Source organism: Streptomyces sp. 11-1-2 (genome assembly GCF_003595545.1).
Taxonomy (GTDB): Bacteria; Actinomycetota; Actinomycetes; order Streptomycetales; family Streptomycetaceae; genus Streptomyces; species Streptomyces hygroscopicus_B.
Map to the genome: position 1 here is coordinate 11074685 of NZ_CP022545.1, position 17957 is coordinate 11092641.

The 17957-nt window shown below is 70.3% G+C and carries 18 protein-coding genes and 2 pseudogenes; 9 read left to right on the forward strand and 11 right to left on the reverse strand.

All coding sequences use genetic code 11. The features are described from left to right. Positions 1 to 19 precede the first annotated feature (19 nt). The 7 genes from CGL27_RS47105 to CGL27_RS47135 are packed head-to-tail and all read left to right on the forward strand — an operon-like array spanning position 20 to position 5478. On the forward strand, positions 20 to 292 hold the full coding sequence (locus tag CGL27_RS47105; protein ID WP_078646301.1) for a phosphopantetheine-binding protein: 273 nt from the start codon (positions 20 to 22) through the stop codon (positions 290 to 292). After that, the gene (locus CGL27_RS47110; protein WP_119993863.1) at positions 289 to 552 is read left to right on the forward strand and encodes a phosphopantetheine-binding protein; all 264 of its coding nucleotides are present in this window, start codon (positions 289 to 291) and stop codon (positions 550 to 552) included. The genes CGL27_RS47105 and CGL27_RS47110 overlap by 4 nt, the downstream gene beginning before the upstream one ends. Then, a complete protein-coding gene (locus tag CGL27_RS47115) occupies positions 542 to 1735 on the forward strand; it encodes a beta-ketoacyl synthase N-terminal-like domain-containing protein (protein ID WP_119993864.1) in 1194 nt (397 codons plus the stop codon). Before CGL27_RS47110 ends, CGL27_RS47115 begins: the two co-directional genes overlap by 11 nt. Continuing rightward, positions 1732 to 2334, forward strand: a complete 603-nt coding sequence (locus tag CGL27_RS47120; RefSeq protein ID WP_078646304.1) for a hypothetical protein — start codon at positions 1732 to 1734, stop codon at positions 2332 to 2334. Before CGL27_RS47115 ends, CGL27_RS47120 begins: the two co-directional genes overlap by 4 nt. After that, positions 2331 to 4028 (forward strand): class I adenylate-forming enzyme family protein, encoded by a 1698-nt coding sequence (locus CGL27_RS47125; RefSeq protein WP_237299517.1) that lies wholly within the window; start codon positions 2331 to 2333, stop codon positions 4026 to 4028. The genes CGL27_RS47120 and CGL27_RS47125 overlap by 4 nt, the downstream gene beginning before the upstream one ends. Next, positions 4025 to 4561: a hypothetical protein gene (locus CGL27_RS47130; RefSeq protein WP_240450879.1), complete on the forward strand. Its 537-nt coding sequence runs from the start codon at positions 4025 to 4027 to the stop codon at positions 4559 to 4561. The genes CGL27_RS47125 and CGL27_RS47130 overlap by 4 nt, the downstream gene beginning before the upstream one ends. After that, positions 4558 to 5478: an NAD(P)-dependent oxidoreductase gene (locus CGL27_RS47135; protein ID WP_119993866.1), complete on the forward strand. Its 921-nt coding sequence runs from the start codon at positions 4558 to 4560 to the stop codon at positions 5476 to 5478. The genes CGL27_RS47130 and CGL27_RS47135 overlap by 4 nt, the downstream gene beginning before the upstream one ends. 33 nt (positions 5479 to 5511) lie before the next feature. Here CGL27_RS47135 and CGL27_RS53710 read toward each other — a convergent pair whose 3' ends face one another. The 5 genes and pseudogenes from CGL27_RS53710 to CGL27_RS47160 all read right to left on the reverse strand — a co-directional run bounded on the left by CGL27_RS53710 (position 5512) and on the right by CGL27_RS47160 (position 9421). Continuing rightward, the gene (locus CGL27_RS53710) at positions 5512 to 6294 is read right to left on the reverse strand and encodes a hypothetical protein (RefSeq protein WP_346345791.1); all 783 of its coding nucleotides are present in this window, start codon (positions 6292 to 6294) and stop codon (positions 5512 to 5514) included. After that, positions 6243 to 6824, reverse strand: a pseudogene (locus CGL27_RS53715) (MFS transporter); the annotation flags it as partial. The gene CGL27_RS53710 and the pseudogene CGL27_RS53715, both read right to left, overlap by 52 nt. 150 nt (positions 6825 to 6974) lie before the next feature. Further along, positions 6975 to 8537: an FAD-binding oxidoreductase gene (locus CGL27_RS47150; RefSeq protein ID WP_240450880.1), complete on the reverse strand. Its 1563-nt coding sequence runs from the start codon at positions 8535 to 8537 to the stop codon at positions 6975 to 6977. Positions 8538 to 8631: 94 nt separating this feature from the next. Continuing rightward, positions 8632 to 8901 (reverse strand): annotated as a pseudogene (locus tag CGL27_RS53350) (SDR family oxidoreductase); the annotation flags it as partial. Positions 8902 to 8932: 31 nt separating this feature from the next. Next, positions 8933 to 9421: a hypothetical protein gene (locus CGL27_RS47160; RefSeq protein WP_162953222.1), complete on the reverse strand. Its 489-nt coding sequence runs from the start codon at positions 9419 to 9421 to the stop codon at positions 8933 to 8935. Positions 9422 to 9682: 261 nt separating this feature from the next. Between CGL27_RS47160 and CGL27_RS47165 the strand changes: the two genes are divergently transcribed. Together CGL27_RS47165 and CGL27_RS52760 are read left to right on the forward strand one after the other, a co-directional pair. Then, positions 9683 to 10831, forward strand: coding sequence for a cation:proton antiporter (locus tag CGL27_RS47165; protein WP_240450881.1), 1149 nt, complete (start codon positions 9683 to 9685; stop codon positions 10829 to 10831). After that, the gene (locus CGL27_RS52760) at positions 10729 to 11268 is read left to right on the forward strand and encodes a hypothetical protein (RefSeq protein WP_240450882.1); all 540 of its coding nucleotides are present in this window, start codon (positions 10729 to 10731) and stop codon (positions 11266 to 11268) included. Before CGL27_RS47165 ends, CGL27_RS52760 begins: the two co-directional genes overlap by 103 nt. A 95-nt stretch (positions 11269 to 11363) precedes the next feature. On the opposite strand, the gene CGL27_RS47170 is transcribed toward CGL27_RS52760, so the two are convergent. The 6 genes from CGL27_RS47170 to CGL27_RS47195 all read right to left on the reverse strand — a co-directional run bounded on the left by CGL27_RS47170 (position 11364) and on the right by CGL27_RS47195 (position 17800). Next, positions 11364 to 12092 carry a hypothetical protein gene (locus tag CGL27_RS47170; RefSeq protein WP_240450883.1) on the reverse strand — a complete coding sequence of 243 codons (729 nt, stop codon included), beginning with the start codon at positions 12090 to 12092 and terminating at the stop codon, positions 11364 to 11366. A gap of 716 nt (positions 12093 to 12808) precedes the next feature. Beyond that, positions 12809 to 13318, reverse strand: a complete 510-nt coding sequence (locus tag CGL27_RS47175; RefSeq protein ID WP_119993871.1) for a S26 family signal peptidase — start codon at positions 13316 to 13318, stop codon at positions 12809 to 12811. Continuing rightward, the gene (locus CGL27_RS47180; protein WP_240451068.1) at positions 13318 to 15249 is read right to left on the reverse strand and encodes an ABC transporter ATP-binding protein; all 1932 of its coding nucleotides are present in this window, start codon (positions 15247 to 15249) and stop codon (positions 13318 to 13320) included. Before CGL27_RS47180 ends, CGL27_RS47175 begins: the two co-directional genes overlap by 1 nt. Positions 15250 to 15254: 5 nt before the next feature. Next, on the reverse strand, positions 15255 to 15803 hold the full coding sequence (locus CGL27_RS47185) for a hypothetical protein (RefSeq protein ID WP_119993873.1): 549 nt from the start codon (positions 15801 to 15803) through the stop codon (positions 15255 to 15257). A 752-nt stretch (positions 15804 to 16555) separates the two neighbouring features. After that, positions 16556 to 16759 carry a hypothetical protein gene (locus CGL27_RS47190; protein ID WP_078646314.1) on the reverse strand — a complete coding sequence of 68 codons (204 nt, stop codon included), beginning with the start codon at positions 16757 to 16759 and terminating at the stop codon, positions 16556 to 16558. 147 nt (positions 16760 to 16906) lie between these two features. Continuing rightward, positions 16907 to 17800, reverse strand: coding sequence for an AraC family transcriptional regulator (locus CGL27_RS47195; protein WP_119993874.1), 894 nt, complete (start codon positions 17798 to 17800; stop codon positions 16907 to 16909). Positions 17801 to 17957: the final 157 nt, after the last annotated feature.

The following is a 17957-nucleotide window of genomic DNA, read 5'->3' on the forward strand; positions in this document are numbered from 1 at the left end:
CACAGAAAGGTTGCGCACCATGCAGACGGCGTTGCAGAAGGAGATCCGCGACTTCGTGCTCAGCACGATCAGCGAGGAGATGAACCATCCGCTCGACGCGGACGAGATCAGCGATGACAGCCCCATGGGCACCGGCGGAATCGACATCGACTCACTGGGCCTGATCGAGCTGCTCCTCCGCCTGGAGCGCCGGTTCGACGTGAAATTCCCCGACGGTGACATCGAACAGGCCGGTGCGATGAACCTGGGCGACCTGATCAACGAGGTCGTCGGGCGGGGCGCCACGGCATGACCGCGGAATCCGAGACCCGGCCGGGGATCACCACCGACGCCGTGCGGGAGCTGCTGTCCGACCCCAAGATCTTCGCCGAACTACCGCCCGGCCTGGACGACGACGCCGAACTCGCCCTGGATTCGCTGGGGCTGGTGTGGTTCCTGCACCAACTGGAGCTGCGGTACGGCCTGGAGATCGAGCCGGCGGAAGCGTTCCTCGCCGAGTTCACCTCGATCCGCCGGATCACCGACTACCTGGTGGACGTCCATGAGTCGTGAGGTGCTGCTGACCGGATTCGGGGTGCGTACGGCCTTCGGCGCCGGGGCGGACGCACTGCGGGAGGGCGTATTCGACGGGAGACCCGCCTTCGGGCCGATCACCCGCTTCGACACCGGCCCGTACCGAACGGGCCTGGCCGCCACCTACGGCCAGGCCGCCCCGCTGCGCGACGTGCTGGCCGAAGTCGCCGCGGCGGCGGTCGGCATGGCCGGGCTGCCGACGGGTGCGCGGGCCGCCGTCCTGGTGGGGACCGCGGGGGATTTCACCGGTCTGACCCGTTTCTGGCGCGCCCTGAACTCTCCCGGCTCACTCGACTCACCCGACTCACCTGGCTCTCCCAGCTCTCCCGGCGCGGCGGCCTCCGGCGGCACCGCGGAGACCGTGCCCGCCTGGCAGGCCGAGGCCCTCGCGGACGCGCTCGGCGTGCGCGGCCCCCGGCTGGCGTTCACCGGCGCGTGCGTCGCCTCGGCCGCGGCGATCGCGCATGGCTGCCAGCTCATCGCCTCCGGCCGGGCGGAGACCGCGATCTGCGCGGGGGCGTACCTGGTGGAGGAGGAGAACCTGGCCAAGTTCGACTCGGGATTCGCCCTTTCCCGGGACGGAATGGTGCGGCCGTTCTGCGCCGACCGCAGTGGTCTGCTGCTCGGGGACGGAGCCGCCGCCATCGTGCTCGAATCCGTCGACGGCGCCCGGCGCAGGGGGGCGCGTGCGCTCGGTGCGCTGACCGGCTGGGGCGCCGCCGGCGACGCCCACCACATCGCGCGGCCCCATCCGGAAGGCGCCGGGCTGGTCGCGGCCGCCGGCCGGGCCCTGCGGCGTGCGGGCGGCCCGCGGATCGACTACGTGAACGCGCATGGCACCGCGACCCGGCACAACGACCCCGCCGAGACGCGCGGACTGCGCACGCTCTTCGGCGCGGACGCGGCCCGGACGCCGGTGAGCTCGACGAAGAGCACCACGGGACATCTGCTGGAGGCGGCCGGAGCGGTGGAACTCGTGATCACCCTGCTCGCGCTGCGGGACGGGGTCCTGCCGCCCACCGCCGGATTCACCGAACCGGATCCACACTGCGATCTCGACTATGTGCCGAACCGCCCCCACAAGGCCGAGCTCCGGCGCGCGCTCACCGTCAACGCCGCGTTCGGTGGCGCCAACACCGCGCTGGTACTGGAGCGAGCATGATCGCCGCGATATCCGGTCCGTCCGCGCCGCCGGTCGCCGGTTTTGTGGAGTCCGCCTTCAACCCGATGGTGTACCAGGCCGTCGAGCGATGTCTGACCGCCCGGCCGGGCGACGGCTCCAGGACCGCCATGGTCCTGGCCAGCACGATGGGGGATGCCGCCACTCTCGATCTCGGCAGCCGTCTGCTCGTGGCCGGGCAGGTGCACAATCCGTTGCTGTTCATGCAGTCCACCGCGAACGCGGTCCTCGGCCGGCTCAGTCGCGAGTTCGCCATCACCGGACCGCTGCTCTCCCTGTCCACCGTGGCGGACCCGGCCGGTGAGCTGCTGGCCACCGCGGAACTGCTGCTGGAGGACGAGGAGCTGGACCGGATCGTGCTCATCGGGGTCGAGCTGACCGGCACCGAGCGCACCACGGCGGCGTACCGCGAGCTTCGTACCGGCCCACCCGCCGCGGACCTGGCCGTGGCGATCGTGCTGGACCGGGACGATCCGGTCCCGAGCCTCCCGTCCGACATCCCGCCCGCCCCCTCGGGGGAGTACGGCACCCTTCGCGGCCTGGTCGAGCTGGCCGCCCGAATCCAAGGAACCACATCATGATCACCAAGCAGGAACGCGCGCGGATCAGCGAGGACGCCGCCCTGGGGGCCGGGAATGTGATCCACCGGCTCAAGGCGTACGGCAGACCGCTCGACGAGCAGGTCCTGTGGACCGACACCACCTGGCAGGCCCCGGACGGCGGCCACCCCGAGGTGCTGACCCTGGGCGAGCTGCACGAGGCCGTGGAGATCTACGCGAGCTGGTACCACGCACAGGGCGTCGGGCCCCGCGACCCGGTGGCGATCCAGACCTATTCCAGCACCGAGTTCGCCATCAACTTCCTCGCCCTCACCTCCCTGGGCGCGATCCCCTCCTTCGTCAACGGCAACCTCCGCCCGGAGATCGCCCGCGAGTATGTGCGGCGCCAGGGCGCGGTGGGAGCGGTCACCGACCGGGCCCATCACGCGGTCCTCGCCCCCGGCCGTGCCGAACTGGGCCTCGGCTTCTGTGTCACGGCGGCCGACATCCGCGCGGAGGACCGCGAGCCCCTCCCCGCGGCCTATCCGTACTCCCACCACGCCACCGATCCGATCATCATCTCGCACTCCTCGGGCACCACCGGGATGCCCAAGGCCGTTCCGCACACGCATCAGACCCTGCTGTATGCGCAATTGCACCGGCTGAAGCTGTCGGTCGGCTCCGCGATGGGCAGGCTGCTGGTCGCGCTGCCCGGCTCGCACAACGCCGCCATCTCGGTCATGCTGTTCGGCTTCCTGCTGCGCTCGCCCGTATCCATGCTGTCCAGCCAGAGGGGGACCGACGTCCTGGACGCCATGGAGTCGTTCCGCCCCACCACGGTGTTCGCGTTCGCCGGAACCTACGGGGAGATGGCCGCCCAGGATCTCTCCGCCCGCGATCTGTCCAGCGTGGAGGCGTGGTACAACACCGGGGACGCGGCGCACGAGACCCATATCAAGGCGCTGATCGAGCAGGGCAGCCATGAGACGGTCGGCCGGGATCTGAAGCGGCGCCGGGTCCCCGGCTCCGTTTTCACGGACGGACTCGGCTCCTCCGAGACCGGCTACTCGCTCTTTCACAACGGACACAAGCCCGGCAGGTCGTCCTTCTCGCGCTGCGTCGGCAAACCGATGAGCTTCGCCGAGGCGGCGGTGCTCTCCGAGGACGGCACACCGCTGCCGCCCGGCGAGATCGGCCGCCTCGGCGTGCGCTCGCCCACCCTCACCCCCGGATACTGGAACGACTCGCTGACCTTCCACCGGCTGCGGCTCGGTGGCTACTGGCTCACCGGCGATCTGTCCTATCGGGACGAGGAAGGAAACTTCTACCACCTGGACCGCGCGCCGGACGCGATCCGCACCCCCACGGGCATCGTGTTCAGCACCCGCACCGAGGAGTTGCTGCTGCGCGAGATGCCCGGGCTCGACGACTGCACGGTGGTGGCGGTCGCGCCCGAGGGCGTACGAGCGGACTGGGACGGCGACGGGACCGCCGACGCCTACGCCCTGCTGCAGGTGCGCGCGGACGCGGCGGACACGGAGACCGACGACGCCCGATGGACGGCCGAGGTCAACCAGGTGCTGGTCGCCGCGGGCTTCCCGCAGCTGACCGGAGCGCTCCGGATGGACGCGAGCGAGGTGGTGAAGGGAGCCACCGGCAAGGTGCTCAAGCGGGAGATGCGCGAGCGCTTCCGGGCCCGGGTGGCCGCCGGCGAGCTGGACGGGAAGGTGCGATGACCGCGGTCGACCGTACGAGCCCCGGTACGAGTCCCGGTACGAGTCCCCGGCCCAGGACCATGGACGTGTACCGGCAGTGGTGGCTGCACGACGCACGCTGGTACCAGGGGGTGGCGAACAGGTTCGGACACGCGGTGGCCAATGAGATCAACGCCGAGGCGCTGCGGTATGTGGCCGTCCAGGTGGGCAAACGGATAGCCCGTCAGTTCGGCGGAAAGCCCGCGGTGGACCTTGAGGAGCTCCGCCGCCGCTACGACGCCTGTTCCGAGTGGATGTTCCCGAGCGAGCTGCGGGACGGGGCGACCGCGGTGCTCCCGGACGGGGAGATCGAGCTGACCATGCGGCAGAACTTCGCCGTGGTGATGGTCCGGATGGCCGGTTCGCTCGACGGCTACAAGTGCCCGTGCACCGACATCCACGCCGGCTGGTCGGAGGGGCTCGGGGTCGAACTCACCCGTAACTGCGCCACCGCGTGTCTGCGGGACGGCGATCCCGCCTGCCGGCTCCTGATGCGGGTCGGGAGCCCGGTATGACCGCGCGTGTCCTTGTCGCCGGAGCCACCGGGGTAATCGGCCGTGCACTGGTTCCGCTGCTCCGGGCCGGCGGCCATCATGTGACCGCGCTGGTACGGGAGCCGTCCCGGACGGCCGGGCTGGCCCTGGACGGCGTCGTGGTGGCCGACGCGCTGGAAGCCGAGGCGGTGCGCGCGGCGGTGCTCTCGGCCCGGCCCGAGGTGGTGGTGCATCAGCTGACCGCCCTGCGCGGCCCCGCTCCGCAGGGCATCGAGCGGACCGCCCGGCTGCGCACCGAAGGCACCGCGCATCTGATCGCGGCGGCCGAGGCGGCCGGGGCGGAACGGATGGTGGCGCAGAGCATCGCGTTCGCCACGGCTCCCCGCGGCGGGCCGGTGCTCACCGAGGACGCACCGCTGTATGTCGACGCACCGGATCCCGGCTGGGCGCTCACCACGCGCGCGATCGCCGAACTGGAGCGCCGGGTGCTGGGCGCCGCACACCTCTCCGGGACCGTACTGCGCTACGGAACCCTGTACGGGCCGGGCACCCTCTACCACCGCGGCGGTGCGATCGGCGGCGCGGTGGCGCGCGGCAGGCTGCCACTGCCGGAGTCCGCCGCCGGGGTCACCTCGTTCCTCCACATCGAGGACGCCGCACGGGCCGCGGTGTGCGCCGTCGAAGCGGATACCGACGGTGTGTTCAACGTGGCCGATGACGACCCGGCGGAGGCCGCGGTCTGGCTGCCCGAGTACGCCCGCCTGCTCGGAGCGCCCCCGCCCCGTACGGTGCCGGCGCAACTGGCCGAGCGGTTGCTGGGCTGGCTCACCAGCTACCAGCTCACCGCCATGCGCGGCGCGGCCAACGACCGCGTACGGCAGTCGCTCAACTGGAAGCCCTCGGCACCGAGCTGGCGGACACGACTGGCCGACGACTGACCGGGCAGCGGGCCCACGAACGGCAATGGCTGCCTACACGGCGTCGGGTCCGGTGCGGCCGGGGTGATTGACGCGTCGCCGCATCGCCGGGAGGTGTCCGGCGAGCAGGGCGATACCGAGCATGTCGACGATGGCCAGGGCCGCCATCGGTATCCAGGTGGCGGCCGGTCCATGGGCGAGCAGCACGGCCATGAGCGCGGGCGTGACCACGTCACCGATGCTGAAGGCCATCTGGGAGAGCGAGTTGTACCGGCCGCGACTCGCCGCGGTGGCACAGTCGTTGACGATGGGCGACACGATCAGGCTCTGGATCAGTTCGCCGACGGTCACCAGGACGACCGCGACGAGAGCGAGACAGATACTGACGGCCGACGGCACATACGCGCAGCACAGCACCGCGACAAACGCACCGCCGACGATGGCCTGCGATGCCATCAGGCTGCTCCATCGCCGATGCCCGGTGATCGCGGCACCCATGGGCGTGGCGCCCAGCGCGCCGAGTACGGCGTTGACCGCGAGGACGGTGCCGGGTATCCACGGCGGCAGGTGCACCGTGTTGACGAGGAAGACGGGAACGGCGAGACCGAAGGCGAGCGAGAGCAGGGCCAGGCCGAAGTTGAGCACGACGAACCCGAGGAAGGGCTGATCCCGGAGCGTGCTCGCCCAGCCCCCCCCTTGGCGGTGTGTTGTGGCGAGTCGTCGTGTTCTGGCGCGCCGCTGACGCCCACGGCGTGCGCACCGCCTGAGGAGTCGAGCCGTGTCAGGATCGCCGCGACGGTGAACGACAGGGCGTTGACCGCGACGATCGTGGTGTATCCGTTCACTCCGCCGATCGCGACAGCGAGGCTCGCGCCGAGAGCGCCGACGCCGAGTCCCGCCTGGCGCAGCGTGGTGATCAGGGCGAACCAGGATTCCTGGCGCTTCCCCTCGGCGACGTCATGCACCAGGGCCGGATAGGCCACCCAGAACGCCGAGTTGCCGAGCTGCACGACGACCGCGGCGCCGAGCAGGTGACCGAAGGAGCCCACGAACAGGTAGTTGAAGAACCCGACCGCCTGGATGAGATTGGAGACGATCACCGTGCTGCGGGCGCCGAACCGATCGCAGAACATTCCGGCGCCCGCGGTCGCCGGAATGCGGACCAGCGCCGCGATGGACAAGGCCAGTCCGACCCTGCCGAGGGTCAGCTCGGTCATCGCGGTGAAATAGAGGATCGAGAACGGCAGAAAGAGGCCCGTGCCCAGGGCATCGATGGACAGCGCGGAAAACAGGCGCCGGTGGCCACGGGCGTCGGGAAGCCATGCGCGCACAGCAGAGCCCTTTCGGGGACGTCCCAGCCGCACCACGTCTCATGCGACCCCACCCCGAAAAGGGCAAGACGAGCAACATATGAAGTGCCCGCACAGCGTGTCAAGCCTACGGACGCGGGCGGTGCGACCCCGAGGCGGACCGCACCGCTCCGGCACCCGACACAACGCCGCGTCGGTTCGCGAAGGTCAGGTGCCGATCCCTTGTGGGTAGCTGAAGAAATTGGTCGGATCGTACGTCCGATTCACTCGGACCAGCCGGTCGTAATTCGCGCCGTAATACGCCCGCCGCCAGTCCTTCAGAGTCGGGTCCGGGAAATTCTGATAGGAATGCGGCGGAGGCGTTTCACCGAAAATGCTCTGGTAGAACTCATTGAGCCAGTGAAGATTCGCCGTGGCAACGCGTGGCGGGTCATAATCCGCCCAGGAGGTCTCCGCGGCGAGGACGAACGCCGCGTTTCGGTGCACGAACGCCGTCGCGTCCGGCGGCACTTGGTTGATCTCGCCACCGAGGGCGAACATGGCGAACCCGGCCCCGTCCTCGTTGTCGCTGCCGGGCCAGTCCAGGAGCTGCTCGGCGGCGGCACCGATCTGCTCATCGGTCAGGAGCGTCCGGGAGGTGAGAACCGCCGACTTGGCGGCGAACTGTTGCACCGGCGTGGTCGCGCTCAGCAGCGCGCTCGCCTGACCCGGAGTGACCTCGCGGACGGACGCCTTGTTGCGGGCGCGCTCCTCCGCCGTGCCGATGGCGAGCAGTGGAGCCAGGATGGCGCGCAACTCCTCGAGGTCGCCGTAGTACTGGCCGATGGCGTTGACGCCCGCGTTGGCGTGGATCTGGTCCCTGGTGAGCCCGTGGGTCCCCATGCCGACGCGGAGATGGAATCGCTTGTCGTCCAGGGTGTGCACGGCGATCTGTTGCGCGGCGGCGATCACCGGCAGTACCGAGTCCAGGCTCCAGCGCAGCTCGTAGAAGCCCACGTCGCCCTGGAACCGCTCGTACTGGAACGTAAAGGAGGTATTGACACCGAAGTTGTTTCCCGCCCCGCCGCGACAGGCCCAGAACAGGTCGGGGTGCGAGTCCTGACCGGCCTCCACCACGCGGCCGTCGGCGAGTACCACGGTCGTCGAGACCAGCCGGTCACAGGTCAGGCCGAACATCTTGTCGCTGAAGCCGATACCGCCGCCCAGCACCAGCCCGGCCACCCCGACCGTGGGGCAGCGGCCGGTCGGCACGAACATGCCGCGGTCCTCCAGCATCGGGTGCAGGTCGGCGTTGGTGACGCCGGCTCCCACGGTGAGGGTGCCCGCGTCGTGAACGACCCTCATCCGTCCGTAGGTCCGGGTCCGCGAGCGGGCACCCGGCAGCGGGGTGGAGACGATGCTCTTCATGCGGGCCATGTTGAGCAGCAGACCGGTGGTGGCGGAGTACCCGGCGTAGTTGTGGCCCAGCCCGGAACGAGGCACGGCGGGCAGCCCCACCGCGCGGGCCCAGTGGACCGACGCACGGACATCCCTGGTCGTGGCGCACGCCACGATCCCCGCGGGGCGGATCCCGGCGTAGCGGTGGTTGAACGGAAGCGCCAGCGGCGGGTAGCCGGAATCTCCCGGCCGATAGAGGGTGGAACGGGACGACAGCGCCTGAGCCAGCAGCTCCCAGTCCCGTTCGCTGACCCGATCCGCCACCTCGGTGGGTGGCGCGGCAGCGGCCGGCGATGATGGCAGGCCCGCCACCTCCGTGCCCAAAACACCCACAGTGCCCGCCCGCAGTACGTTCCGCCTGTTGATCAACGTGGCTGCCCTCACAAGAAGCGCTCCGGAGACGCGATCGTCTCCCTCTCCCGCAAAGTCAACCGGCCATCGGCCGGTACAGCCGCAAAACGGATTCCCGCCCGCAGACCCGCAACCCAAAAGGAGGCGGACCTGCCGCTGAATGCCTCAGCCCGGTACGACGAACAGGCGCGCGCTCTCGGGGTCCAGCCAGGCCCGGGGTGCGTGTCGGTGCGGGGGAGACGGTGTTCACCCGGACGCCCTTCGGCCTGAGCTCCATTGACAGTGCCTTGCTGAGATTGGTGAGCGCGGCCTCCGCCGCGAGGTAGTCCACTGTTGGTGGCTGCGGGCCGCGTGCCCGTGCGGGCGCCGCGCCCCGATCAGTCGACGGCCTTCAAGTCGCCCAGCACGGCTCCGAGTTCGACCTCGGTGCGGCCACGGGTCTGGAAGCCCCGCTTGAACAGCTCTGCCGTTCGTTGCCGCGTTGCCGCACTTCGGACGAGCTGCTGGAACAGAGCGGCATCCGCGCGTACATGGGCGGGAGTCGGCAGGCTGATGGCGTTGACGGCGGCCTTGGTCGCGATCAGTGCGTCGCGGGGGAAGTCCCCCATGCGCGCGGCAACGCCGGCTACGAACTCGTCCGGCTCGGCGTCGGGCACCGCGCGGTTGATCCAGCCGTAGGCTTCGGCGAGTTCGGCATCGAAGTCGGCCGACGTCAGGCCGCGCAGCTTGGCGATGGTGACGGCCGGGGCCTCGCTGAGCCTGCGGAACAGCATCCCCAGCGAGGCGTCGCCCGAACCTCCGGCCTTCGCGGCCTCGGCGGTGTATTCGGGCACTTTGGTCAGGTCGACCTCGTACGAGGCGGTCATGTTCTCGTCCTCTCGGCACTGATCGCGGCCCGGTGGCCATCCCGGCTGTCCAAGCTGGTGCCCCTCGAGCCACAGCACGACCGACCCGGCCATCTCCCCGCACTCAGTCACACATCCGTGTGAGCGAGTGCTCCGGTTGGCGGAAGTCGCAGGTCGGAGCACTCATTCGGCGGTGGTCAGGCGCGACCCCGATCGGATGCGAGGTGGCAGGCTTCCCGGGGCGTGGCCCGTACCACGCTCCCATCGGGAAGGCGGTACCGGATGCGTGGCCTCGAAGTCATCGTGGTGGTGCTCGCGGCGGTGCTGACCATGACCTGGCTGGCTCGCCGCCTGCGCTGGAACGAGCCGGTCATGCTGGTGGCGGGCGGCTGCCTGATCGGCCTGATTCCCGACTTCCGCGGGCCGGCCCTGCCGCCCGAGGTGGTCCTGCTGCTGTTCCTGCCCCCACTGCTCTACTGGGAGTCGCTGACCACCTCCCTCCGTGAGATCCGGACGAACGTGCGCGGCATTGTGCTGCTCGCGACCGGTCTGGTGCTGGCCACCGCCGCCGCCGTGGCCTCGGTGGGGCACGCGCTGGGCCTTTCCTGGCCGCTCGCCTTTGTCCTCGGTGCCGTCGTCGCCCCCACGGACGCCATCGCCGTGGCGACGGTCGCCCGTGGGCTGCCCCGCCGGATCCGGACCATCCTCCGGGCGGAGAGCCTGATCAACGACGGCACCGCGCTCACCCTCTACGCCGTGGTGATCGGCGTCGCCGTTGAGGGGCTGGCCGTCACCTGGACGGACACCGCCGTGCGCTTCCTGCTCGCCTACGCGGGCGGTGCCGCGATCGGTTGCGGATGCGCCGCCGTCGTAGTCGCTCTGCGCAGGCGGCTGCGTGACCGCAGCGTGGAAAACGCCTTGGGCGTGCTCACTCCGTTCGCCACCTATCTGCCCGCGCAAGTGCTGGGCGTCTCCGGCGTCCTGGCGGTGGTCACCTGCGGTCTCATCCTCAGCCAGGCGGGCCCCAAGGTGATCAGTGCGGGCTCCAGAGTGCAGATCATCTCTTTCTGGGAGGTGAGCACCTCCCTCCTCAACAGCGCCCTCTTCGTCCTGGTCGGCGTCCAGACGCCCGCCATCGTCAGCGGGATCGGCTCCGTCTCCCCGGGACACGCGGTCATCACCGCCTCGCTGGTCAGCGGCGTAGTGATCGCCACCCGACTGCTGTGGCTGTACTCGGTGCCCTACCTCATCCGCGCCGTCGACCGCCGCCCGGTCCAGCGCACGCTGCGCTACGGCGCCCGGCAGAGGTTCCCGCTCGCCTGGAGCGGGTGCGCGGTGCCGTCTCGCTCGCGGCCGCCCTCGCCGTCCCGACCACCACCGCCGCGGGCCGGCCGCTCGCGGGACACGGCCTGCTGGTCTTCACCGCCGTAACCGTCATCCTGGTCACGCTGGTCCTCCAGGGGACGACGATGCCCGCGGTGATCCGCTGGTCGGGACTGCACGGCGATCCCGACGAGACCGCCGAGGAACGCCGCGCCCACCGCCACATCATCGCCGCCGCGTTGGAGGCCCTTCCCGACCACGCCAAGCGTCTGAAAACTCCGCCGGAGACCGCCGACGCCATCCTGAGCGAACTGCGCCAGTACTCCGCCGAGAAGGCGGAACCACCGGATACCGACGACACCGGTGTGCGGGCCGGCCTCGAACTGCGCCACGCCCTGATCGGCGTCGAACGCGGCGCCCTGATCCGTCTGCGGGACCAGCGCAGCATCGACGACATCGTCCTGCGCCGGCTGCAGTCGCTGCTGGACACCGAGGAGATCAGGATTGAGCTGGCCCTGCGTGCCTTCACCGGCCGGCCGCCGTAGCCACCGGCAGCCGGACGGATCGCTCACCGCGTAGTCCTCCCGCCGCCGGTCTGCGCGGCCGGTTCCGCGCGGTACCGGGATGGACGTCCGATGCCTCATCGCTTCATGCGGCCGCGGATCGCGAGGGCGGCGAGGCCGAGGAGGACCGGCTCCGAGAAGCGGGACGCCATCTCGATGTACCCGCCGGCCACGGTCAGGTCCTGTTCCCCGGAGCGGAACACGGCCGAGTTGAGCGTCACCTCCAGAGCCTTCTCCAAGCGTTTGCCGGTGAACCGGTCCCCGGTGGGGTTCTTCGGGTCGTCCTTGTCGATCTCGAAGGTGACCTTGCCGCCGACGGGCGGCACCGTGGCCGTCGCCTCCTGCTTCGGGGAACCCTGGGGCAGGCCGAAGCCGGTCATCAGCACGACGGTGAGGAGCATCGACGCCGCGAGCCAGCCGAGCGCGCGTGAGGCGCGCAGGCCGTAGCCGGACAGCAGCCAGTACGCCTGGAGCAGCCAGCGGTCCGCCTCACTCCAGGTACGGCTGTGGCGGCGCATCTCCATCTCGCCGTAGTAGAAGTCGGCGGCTCCCGGTTCGTCGCGGGCGTCCTCGCGGGCCTTGCGCAGTTGCCGGTAGGTATCGGCGAGGGCTGCCGGGTACGGGGCCGGTCCCGGGGTCTGCCAGCTCCTCCACCACGCCTCTTCGACGATGACACGCCGTCGGGTCCACCGCGGGCCGCGGGGCGGTTCCGCGAAGACGCAGGAGCCCTCGATCTGCAGTTGGTCGAGGTGATGGGTTCCCGCGAAGACGCACCGGGACAGGTCGACGTCGAAGAGGAGCAGCATGGACGCGTCGACACCGGAGAGCGAGGTGACCGAGGGGCCCCGGCCGGTAATGCCAGCCGTCCTCCCTCAGCCGCTGAACCGCCGGGTGGCGGCGGGCGTGGCGCAGATGGCGGGGCGGGAGGCGGTTCCAGGGCAGCCACGCCTGGCGGGTCGCGATCCACGCCGGTGTGGGAAGGCAGGCCACCACCGCCCAAATCACCGCGTTGACTCTGCCGGCCGATGTGCTCGGCAGGATCCCGAGAAGCGTGTCCAGCTGACCGCTGGCGGCGTATGCGATCGGCGCGGCGATGGAGAGCGCCATCATGGACTGCTCGAAGATGTGGCCGTGATGGCACCGCTCACAGCGTGGCACACGGACGCTGTTGCTCTGCCACTTGGTGCGGATGCCCAAATACCAGGTCGGGTTGGACTGCACATCCCTGTGCAACCCGACGACACGATCGTGCCGCGTGGCCGTGGTCTCGCTTGCGCAGAACCAGCACTGTCGCGTCATGAGCATCTCCTGGAACCGTGCCGGTCGGCGCCCGCACACCGACCAGTGTGCTGCGGCGCGTCATGCGAACCATGCCCGTCATCGTAAGGATCCGTGCCGGGACCCGTCCCACATCTCGCGCGGTACCTGGCCAGTCCACGCTGTGTACGGTGACGCCGCGCCGCTGTCAGGGGGGCGCGTGAGGTGGCGGGGTGCCGCCCGGACCTCGCAGTCGCCCTGCGTCCTATGCGTACGTCGGCCGGGGCCGGGGCCGGGGCCGGGGCCGGATGACGGTGCCGAGGACGTGGCTTGCGGGGAAGTAGCCGGTCTGGCGGGAGTCGTAGCTGTTGTGTGTGTTGTCGCCCAGGAGCACCAGCGTCCCGGGTGGGACACAACCACCCGTGGCGGCGTCCGGCTCTGGCAGTGCCCCCGGGGGTGGCCGGTCGCCCGCCACCGCCGCCACCCGCTTGATCATCCACTCTTGTCCGGTACCTGTACCTACGGCCGCCGCCTGGCTTGGGGCGGGTGACGAGCGTGAGCCGTTCCTCTGCCGCACGACGACCACGTGCCCAACCGCGCACCGTCCGCCACGCCGCACCAGCACCCGCTCCCCGTCGCGGTACGTGGGTTCCATGCTCCCGCCCCGTACGGTCACGACCACGAGCGTTCGTCGCAGCACCGTTCCCGTGATGAGTGCCATCCCCAGTCCCAGGACCGCCGTCACCGCCGCGCTCGGACATGTCCGTCTCACCATCAGCGGGCCTCTTCCGGCGTGAGTGGCGACTCTCCCGCGGAGAGCTGATAGCCACCGGCCTGGAGGGTGAACAGCCGTGCGTACTCGCCGCCCGCCGCCATCAGCACAGTGTGGTTCCCCTGCTCCGCGACCCGCCCGTCCTGGAGTACGACGATGATGTCCGCGTCCCGCAACGCACTGAGCCGGTGCGAGATCAGCAGGCTGGTACGGGCGCTGCGGTCGCTTTGCAGGGAAGCGTGGATCTCGTGCTCCGCCTCCGCGTCGAGCCCGGCCGATGGCTCGTCGAGGATCATCAGTTCGCGCCGCGCACACGCATCGCGCAGGAAGGCCCGCGCCAGCGCGAGCCGCTGCCACTGCCCGCCGGAAAGGACCACGCCCGTCTCCGGGTTGCCCTTGTCCTCCTGCGTGAAGAACATCCGGGTCAGCAGGGTGTCGTAGCCCCGCGGCAGTGCGTCCAGCCGGCGGTCGATGCCGGCCCGTCGTGCGGCCTGGCGCATCCGCTCATACGATCGGTCCCGTTCCGTCAGCACGGTGAGGTCGCCGAGCGCGATGTTCTCCGCCGCTGTCATGTCGTACTGCATGTAGTCCTGGAACACCGCGCCCACTCGTTCCCGTAACCGCGCCGGATCGACCTCACGGATGTCCACGCCGTCCCACAGGATCGCGCCGTGCGTCGGGTCGTAGAACCGGCAGATCAGCTTCACCAGAGTGGACTTGCCCGCCCCGTTGAGCCCGACGAGGGCGAGTGCCCGGCCCTGTGGAATGCGCAGGTCGACGCCGCGCAGCACCCATGGGAGATCGGGCGAGTAGCGGAACCAGACATCCCGGAACTCGATCCCGTGGCGCAGCGTCGGCAACGGGCGGGGCCGGTCCGCGACCGGGAGGTCCGAGGTGGCCTGCGTCACCGCCGTGTAGTGGTCGAACATCAGCAGCGTCTGCTGGCCCTGTGCGGCGTCACCCGCCAACGACGCCAGTGCCCCCTGCACACCGGCGATCGCGGCCACGAACATGGTGACATCGCCCACCGACAGTGCCCCGCCGCGCGCCGCGAGGACCGCCCAGAGCAGCCCACCTCCGGAGACCAGCGCCGCCAGTCCGCCCAGCCCTGTCTGTACGGCGATTTCGCGCCTGTCCATGGTCCGCTTCGCGGTGTTGGCCGTACGACGTTCCGTCAGCATCCGTTCGCGCAGAAACGGGCCGGTGCCGAAGAGCCGGACCTCCTTGGCCGCTTCCACACTCGACAGCAGATCGGCATAGAAGAACTCCCGCCGCTCGACCGGCCCGACCTCCCACAGCATCTGCGCCCGCCGCCGTGCCAGCGCGACTTCGGACCAGAGCACGGGCACCCCGGCCACCAGGAGTATCCCGGCCATCACGGGACTGACGAGGAGGAGCGAGCCGAGGAATCCTCCGATGGTTGCCCCGGCGCGCACTACGCCCAGGATGCTCTCCGCGACATGGGCGGCCGTTTCGTGGCCCGCCTGCTGGGCCAGGCGCAAGCGGTCCAGGAAGTGCGGGTTCTCGAACCTCCCCAGCCCGACGAACCCATCGACCGCGGCGAACAGCCGGTCCTGCATCTCCAGCCCCACCCGGCGGTCCAGCTCCGCTCGCGCGTACCGCATGGTCTGAGAGGCCACCACCGCCGTCACACCGAGGCCGGCCAGCGCCGTACCGGGCCACAGCAGTGTCCCGGGGGCACCGTTCGCCAGGTCGTCCAGGACCAGCTTCATCAGCCAGGCCGTCACCACCGGCAGCGCGCTCACCAGCAGCGACAGCACTGCATGGAGCAGCAGGGTGCTGGGGGCGGCGCGGGCGGTGACCGCGCAGACGGCGGCGACCCGCCGCAGTGCGATCACGGCGCGCCCCGAGCGCCCGGAAGGGGCGTAGACGGTGTCCGCCGTCGACTCCTCGTGGCTGCCTCGCCCGCGCATGGTGCTCACACCGGAAGCGTCGGCCGGGACAGGTCCACCGAGTCATCGGTGACCACGACGTCGCCCTCGGCGTCCGGCGCGGCCATGAGCACTGTGGGAAACGCCATGATCTCGAATGCCGCGCCCATGGGTTCCTCGTTGCGGGTCTGGGACACGACCTTCGCCACTGACCGCAGTTCGGCGACCATGGGCGCGGCCAGGTCGGCGTCGCCCACCACGGCGGCCAGTACCCGATCGCGTCCGCCTGGCATCGTGCGGGCGTACTCCACGAACTTCGGGAGCCGTTCTTTGCACGGTCCGCAGGTCGGTGTGAAGAAGCCAACCAAGGTCGTCCCGGTCATCATGGCGCGGCCCACCGGTTCGCCGTCCACGGTATGGGTGGTGAACTCACCCACCGGCTCGCCGAGTTCGATCGCCGAGCGTGGCCGGTCGGCGACCCTCATCGCCAGCAGCTCGCCGTGCTCCCGTAGTCGCTTGATCACGCCCAGGGTGAGGAGCAGGTCCAGCGAACACAGTGCCCCCACGAGCACCACGGCGCTGATCAGGACTGGCATGGTTCCTCCCGGATGGCCTTCGGATTCTGTGTGCGCGCGTCGAATGGGGGATCGGCTTGGCCGTGGACGCGCCGAAGAGCTCGGCCAGGTCGTCGAGTACGGTCACCAGGGTGCCCGGGACGAGCCCGGCCAGTGCCGCCAGGATGGCTCCCGTCGCCGTCACGGGTGCTGGCGCCTGGTTCGCCAGTGTCATCAGGCCGGCCGCCGCCGAGATGGCGGTCAGCAGGACATTGCGGAGGAGATGGCGGCGGCCGAGCGGGGCCGCTGAGGCCCCGAAGCACCGGCAGGTGGCGCCCGTGCCCCGCCGCATCGTGCGGGCTATCGCGGCCGCGAAGACGCTCAACAGCCCCGCTGCGAGGGCCAGTCCGGCCACGGTGGCGTCGGCCGACGGCACGATGAGCAGCGCACAGACGGCGCCCTCCGCGGTGACCACGGCCCCTGCCGCGGGTCCGGCCAGCCGCGTCGGCACCACTCCCATGGCGGGCACCGACTCCACGAAGGTCGCGAACCTGGCCCGCCCTGCCGCCTTGCTCAGGAAGGCGATCAGGAAGACCACCCCGATCATGGCCCGGACTGCGATCACCAGATACTGCACAGCGACCCTTTCATCGAAGCAGGGGTGCGGGCTGAGAGTGAAGGCGGCCCCCGAGTACCCGGTCGGCCACTTGGGGGCCGCCTGTCCGCTGTCGTTCAACGGTGTGCCGCATACGTCCTTCCGGAGAAGACGGCGGTCGACGCGGACCTGCCTGATGTCAGCAGCCCACGCAACCGGTGCAGTCGAAGCCTCCGGCCGAGTTCTTGCAGCACCGGGCGTTGCAGCTGCACTGACCGCCGTACTGCTTGTTGCACTGCCAGCATTGCGGCCAGCACTGCTTCACCTGCACGGCGGAGGCTTCCACCTGAGGAACGAACAGGCCGAGCAGCCTGCTGCCCATCGTGGTGAGCGTCCTGTACATGTCCACCCTCCTTACTGTCGGGTCCGGCCCAGTTCTGTGGACTGGACTGGGCACGGGGCGATGTTCAGTCGCTTCAACAGATGGCGCCTGTTGACTCCGCCACCCTTGCGGTCCGGCAGGGGGATGTCTTGTACGAATGCGACACTCTCACTCGGCGAGCAGAACGCTGGTGACCTGATCGGGCAGGAAGTCCAGCGGGTCGCCGGGTGTGGAGGACGCCCGGCGCGTTCCGAACCGGCCCGGCGTACAGCCGACCCGGTCCTTGAAGGCCCGGGTGAAGTGGGCCTGGTCGTAGTAGCCCGCGAGGGCCGCGGCCTCAGCCCACGGCAGGCCGCCGTCCTGCAGGCGCAGCGCCTCCTGCAGTCGCAGCACCTGGGCGAACTGCTTGGGCGGCAGGCCCACTTGCTCGCGAAAGCGCCGCTCCAGCCGTCGGCGGCTCCATCCGGTCTCGGCGGCCAGTTCCCCCACGCGCATCCGGCCACCGGTGCGCCGCAGTCCTTGCCACATCCAGACCACCTCACGCGCGCATTCCCGCCCGGTCAGGAGCCGGGCCGCGAACACCTCGTCGAGCAGGGCGAAGCGCGATGTCCAGTCGCGGCACTCGGCCAGGCGGCAGATGAGACGGCCTGCCTCCTGACCGAGGAGATCGGCCGGGTCCAGGTTGCGCTCCGCCAACTCGGCCATCGGCAGGCCGAATAAGCGGAAGGCCCCGATCGGGGTCAGCATGACCGTCACGCCGGTCAACTGGCCGGTGTGCTCGCCCAGCGTGGCAGTGGCCCGTAACCCGTTGATCATCGAGGTCCCCGTGACGGACTGACGGGGGTCCACCGCGTCGGCGATCCGTACCGGCTCACCGAACCCGAACATCACCTTCACCACACCGTCTGGTACCAACAGCCGACATCGGGGCTGACGTGCCCCGAACCGGAAGCCCCGATAGCCCAGCACGTGCTCGCGCACGGCGGCGCCGGGATCCATGGTGATCAGCTCTCGTGAATCCGCCGCAGTCGATGAGGCCCTCGGCGAGCGCTTCTCGTGCATGTGCCTTCCCCCTCGTTCTCCATCGCTCGGTCACTGAGGCCCATCGTGTCCGCCACGATGAGAGGGGGGCCACAGGGATCAGGCCAAGTGGCGACGGTGATGGCCGGGCCCCTGGTCGTTGTCATTTCGCGGGTCCTCCCCGGACCAGCCGTCGATC

Coding starts and splice junctions, on each gene's coding strand:
- CGL27_RS47180 (WP_240451068.1), bottom strand. CDS start 15,249: ATGCGCGGGCGAGGCAGCCACGAGGAGTCGACGGCGGACACCGTCTAC.
- CGL27_RS47175 (WP_119993871.1), bottom strand. CDS start 13,318: ATGGTGAGACGGACATGTCCGAGCGCGGCGGTGACGGCGGTCCTGGGA.
- CGL27_RS47130 (WP_240450879.1), top strand. CDS start 4,025: ATGACCGCGGTCGACCGTACGAGCCCCGGTACGAGTCCCGGTACGAGT.
- CGL27_RS47165 (WP_240450881.1), top strand. CDS start 9,683: ATGCGTGGCCTCGAAGTCATCGTGGTGGTGCTCGCGGCGGTGCTGACC.
- CGL27_RS47105 (WP_078646301.1), top strand. CDS start 20: ATGCAGACGGCGTTGCAGAAGGAGATCCGCGACTTCGTGCTCAGCACG.
- CGL27_RS47170 (WP_240450883.1), bottom strand. CDS start 12,092: ATGCTGCTCCTCTTCGACGTCGACCTGTCCCGGTGCGTCTTCGCGGGA.
- CGL27_RS47195 (WP_119993874.1), bottom strand. CDS start 17,800: ATGCACGAGAAGCGCTCGCCGAGGGCCTCATCGACTGCGGCGGATTCA.
- CGL27_RS47125 (WP_237299517.1), top strand. CDS start 2,331: ATGATCACCAAGCAGGAACGCGCGCGGATCAGCGAGGACGCCGCCCTG.
- CGL27_RS47120 (WP_078646304.1), top strand. CDS start 1,732: ATGATCGCCGCGATATCCGGTCCGTCCGCGCCGCCGGTCGCCGGTTTT.
- CGL27_RS47110 (WP_119993863.1), top strand. CDS start 289: ATGACCGCGGAATCCGAGACCCGGCCGGGGATCACCACCGACGCCGTG.
- CGL27_RS47160 (WP_162953222.1), bottom strand. CDS start 9,421: ATGACCGCCTCGTACGAGGTCGACCTGACCAAAGTGCCCGAATACACC.
- CGL27_RS47190 (WP_078646314.1), bottom strand. CDS start 16,759: ATGTACAGGACGCTCACCACGATGGGCAGCAGGCTGCTCGGCCTGTTC.
- CGL27_RS47135 (WP_119993866.1), top strand. CDS start 4,558: ATGACCGCGCGTGTCCTTGTCGCCGGAGCCACCGGGGTAATCGGCCGT.
- CGL27_RS47185 (WP_119993873.1), bottom strand. CDS start 15,803: ATGCCAGTCCTGATCAGCGCCGTGGTGCTCGTGGGGGCACTGTGTTCG.
- CGL27_RS47115 (WP_119993864.1), top strand. CDS start 542: ATGAGTCGTGAGGTGCTGCTGACCGGATTCGGGGTGCGTACGGCCTTC.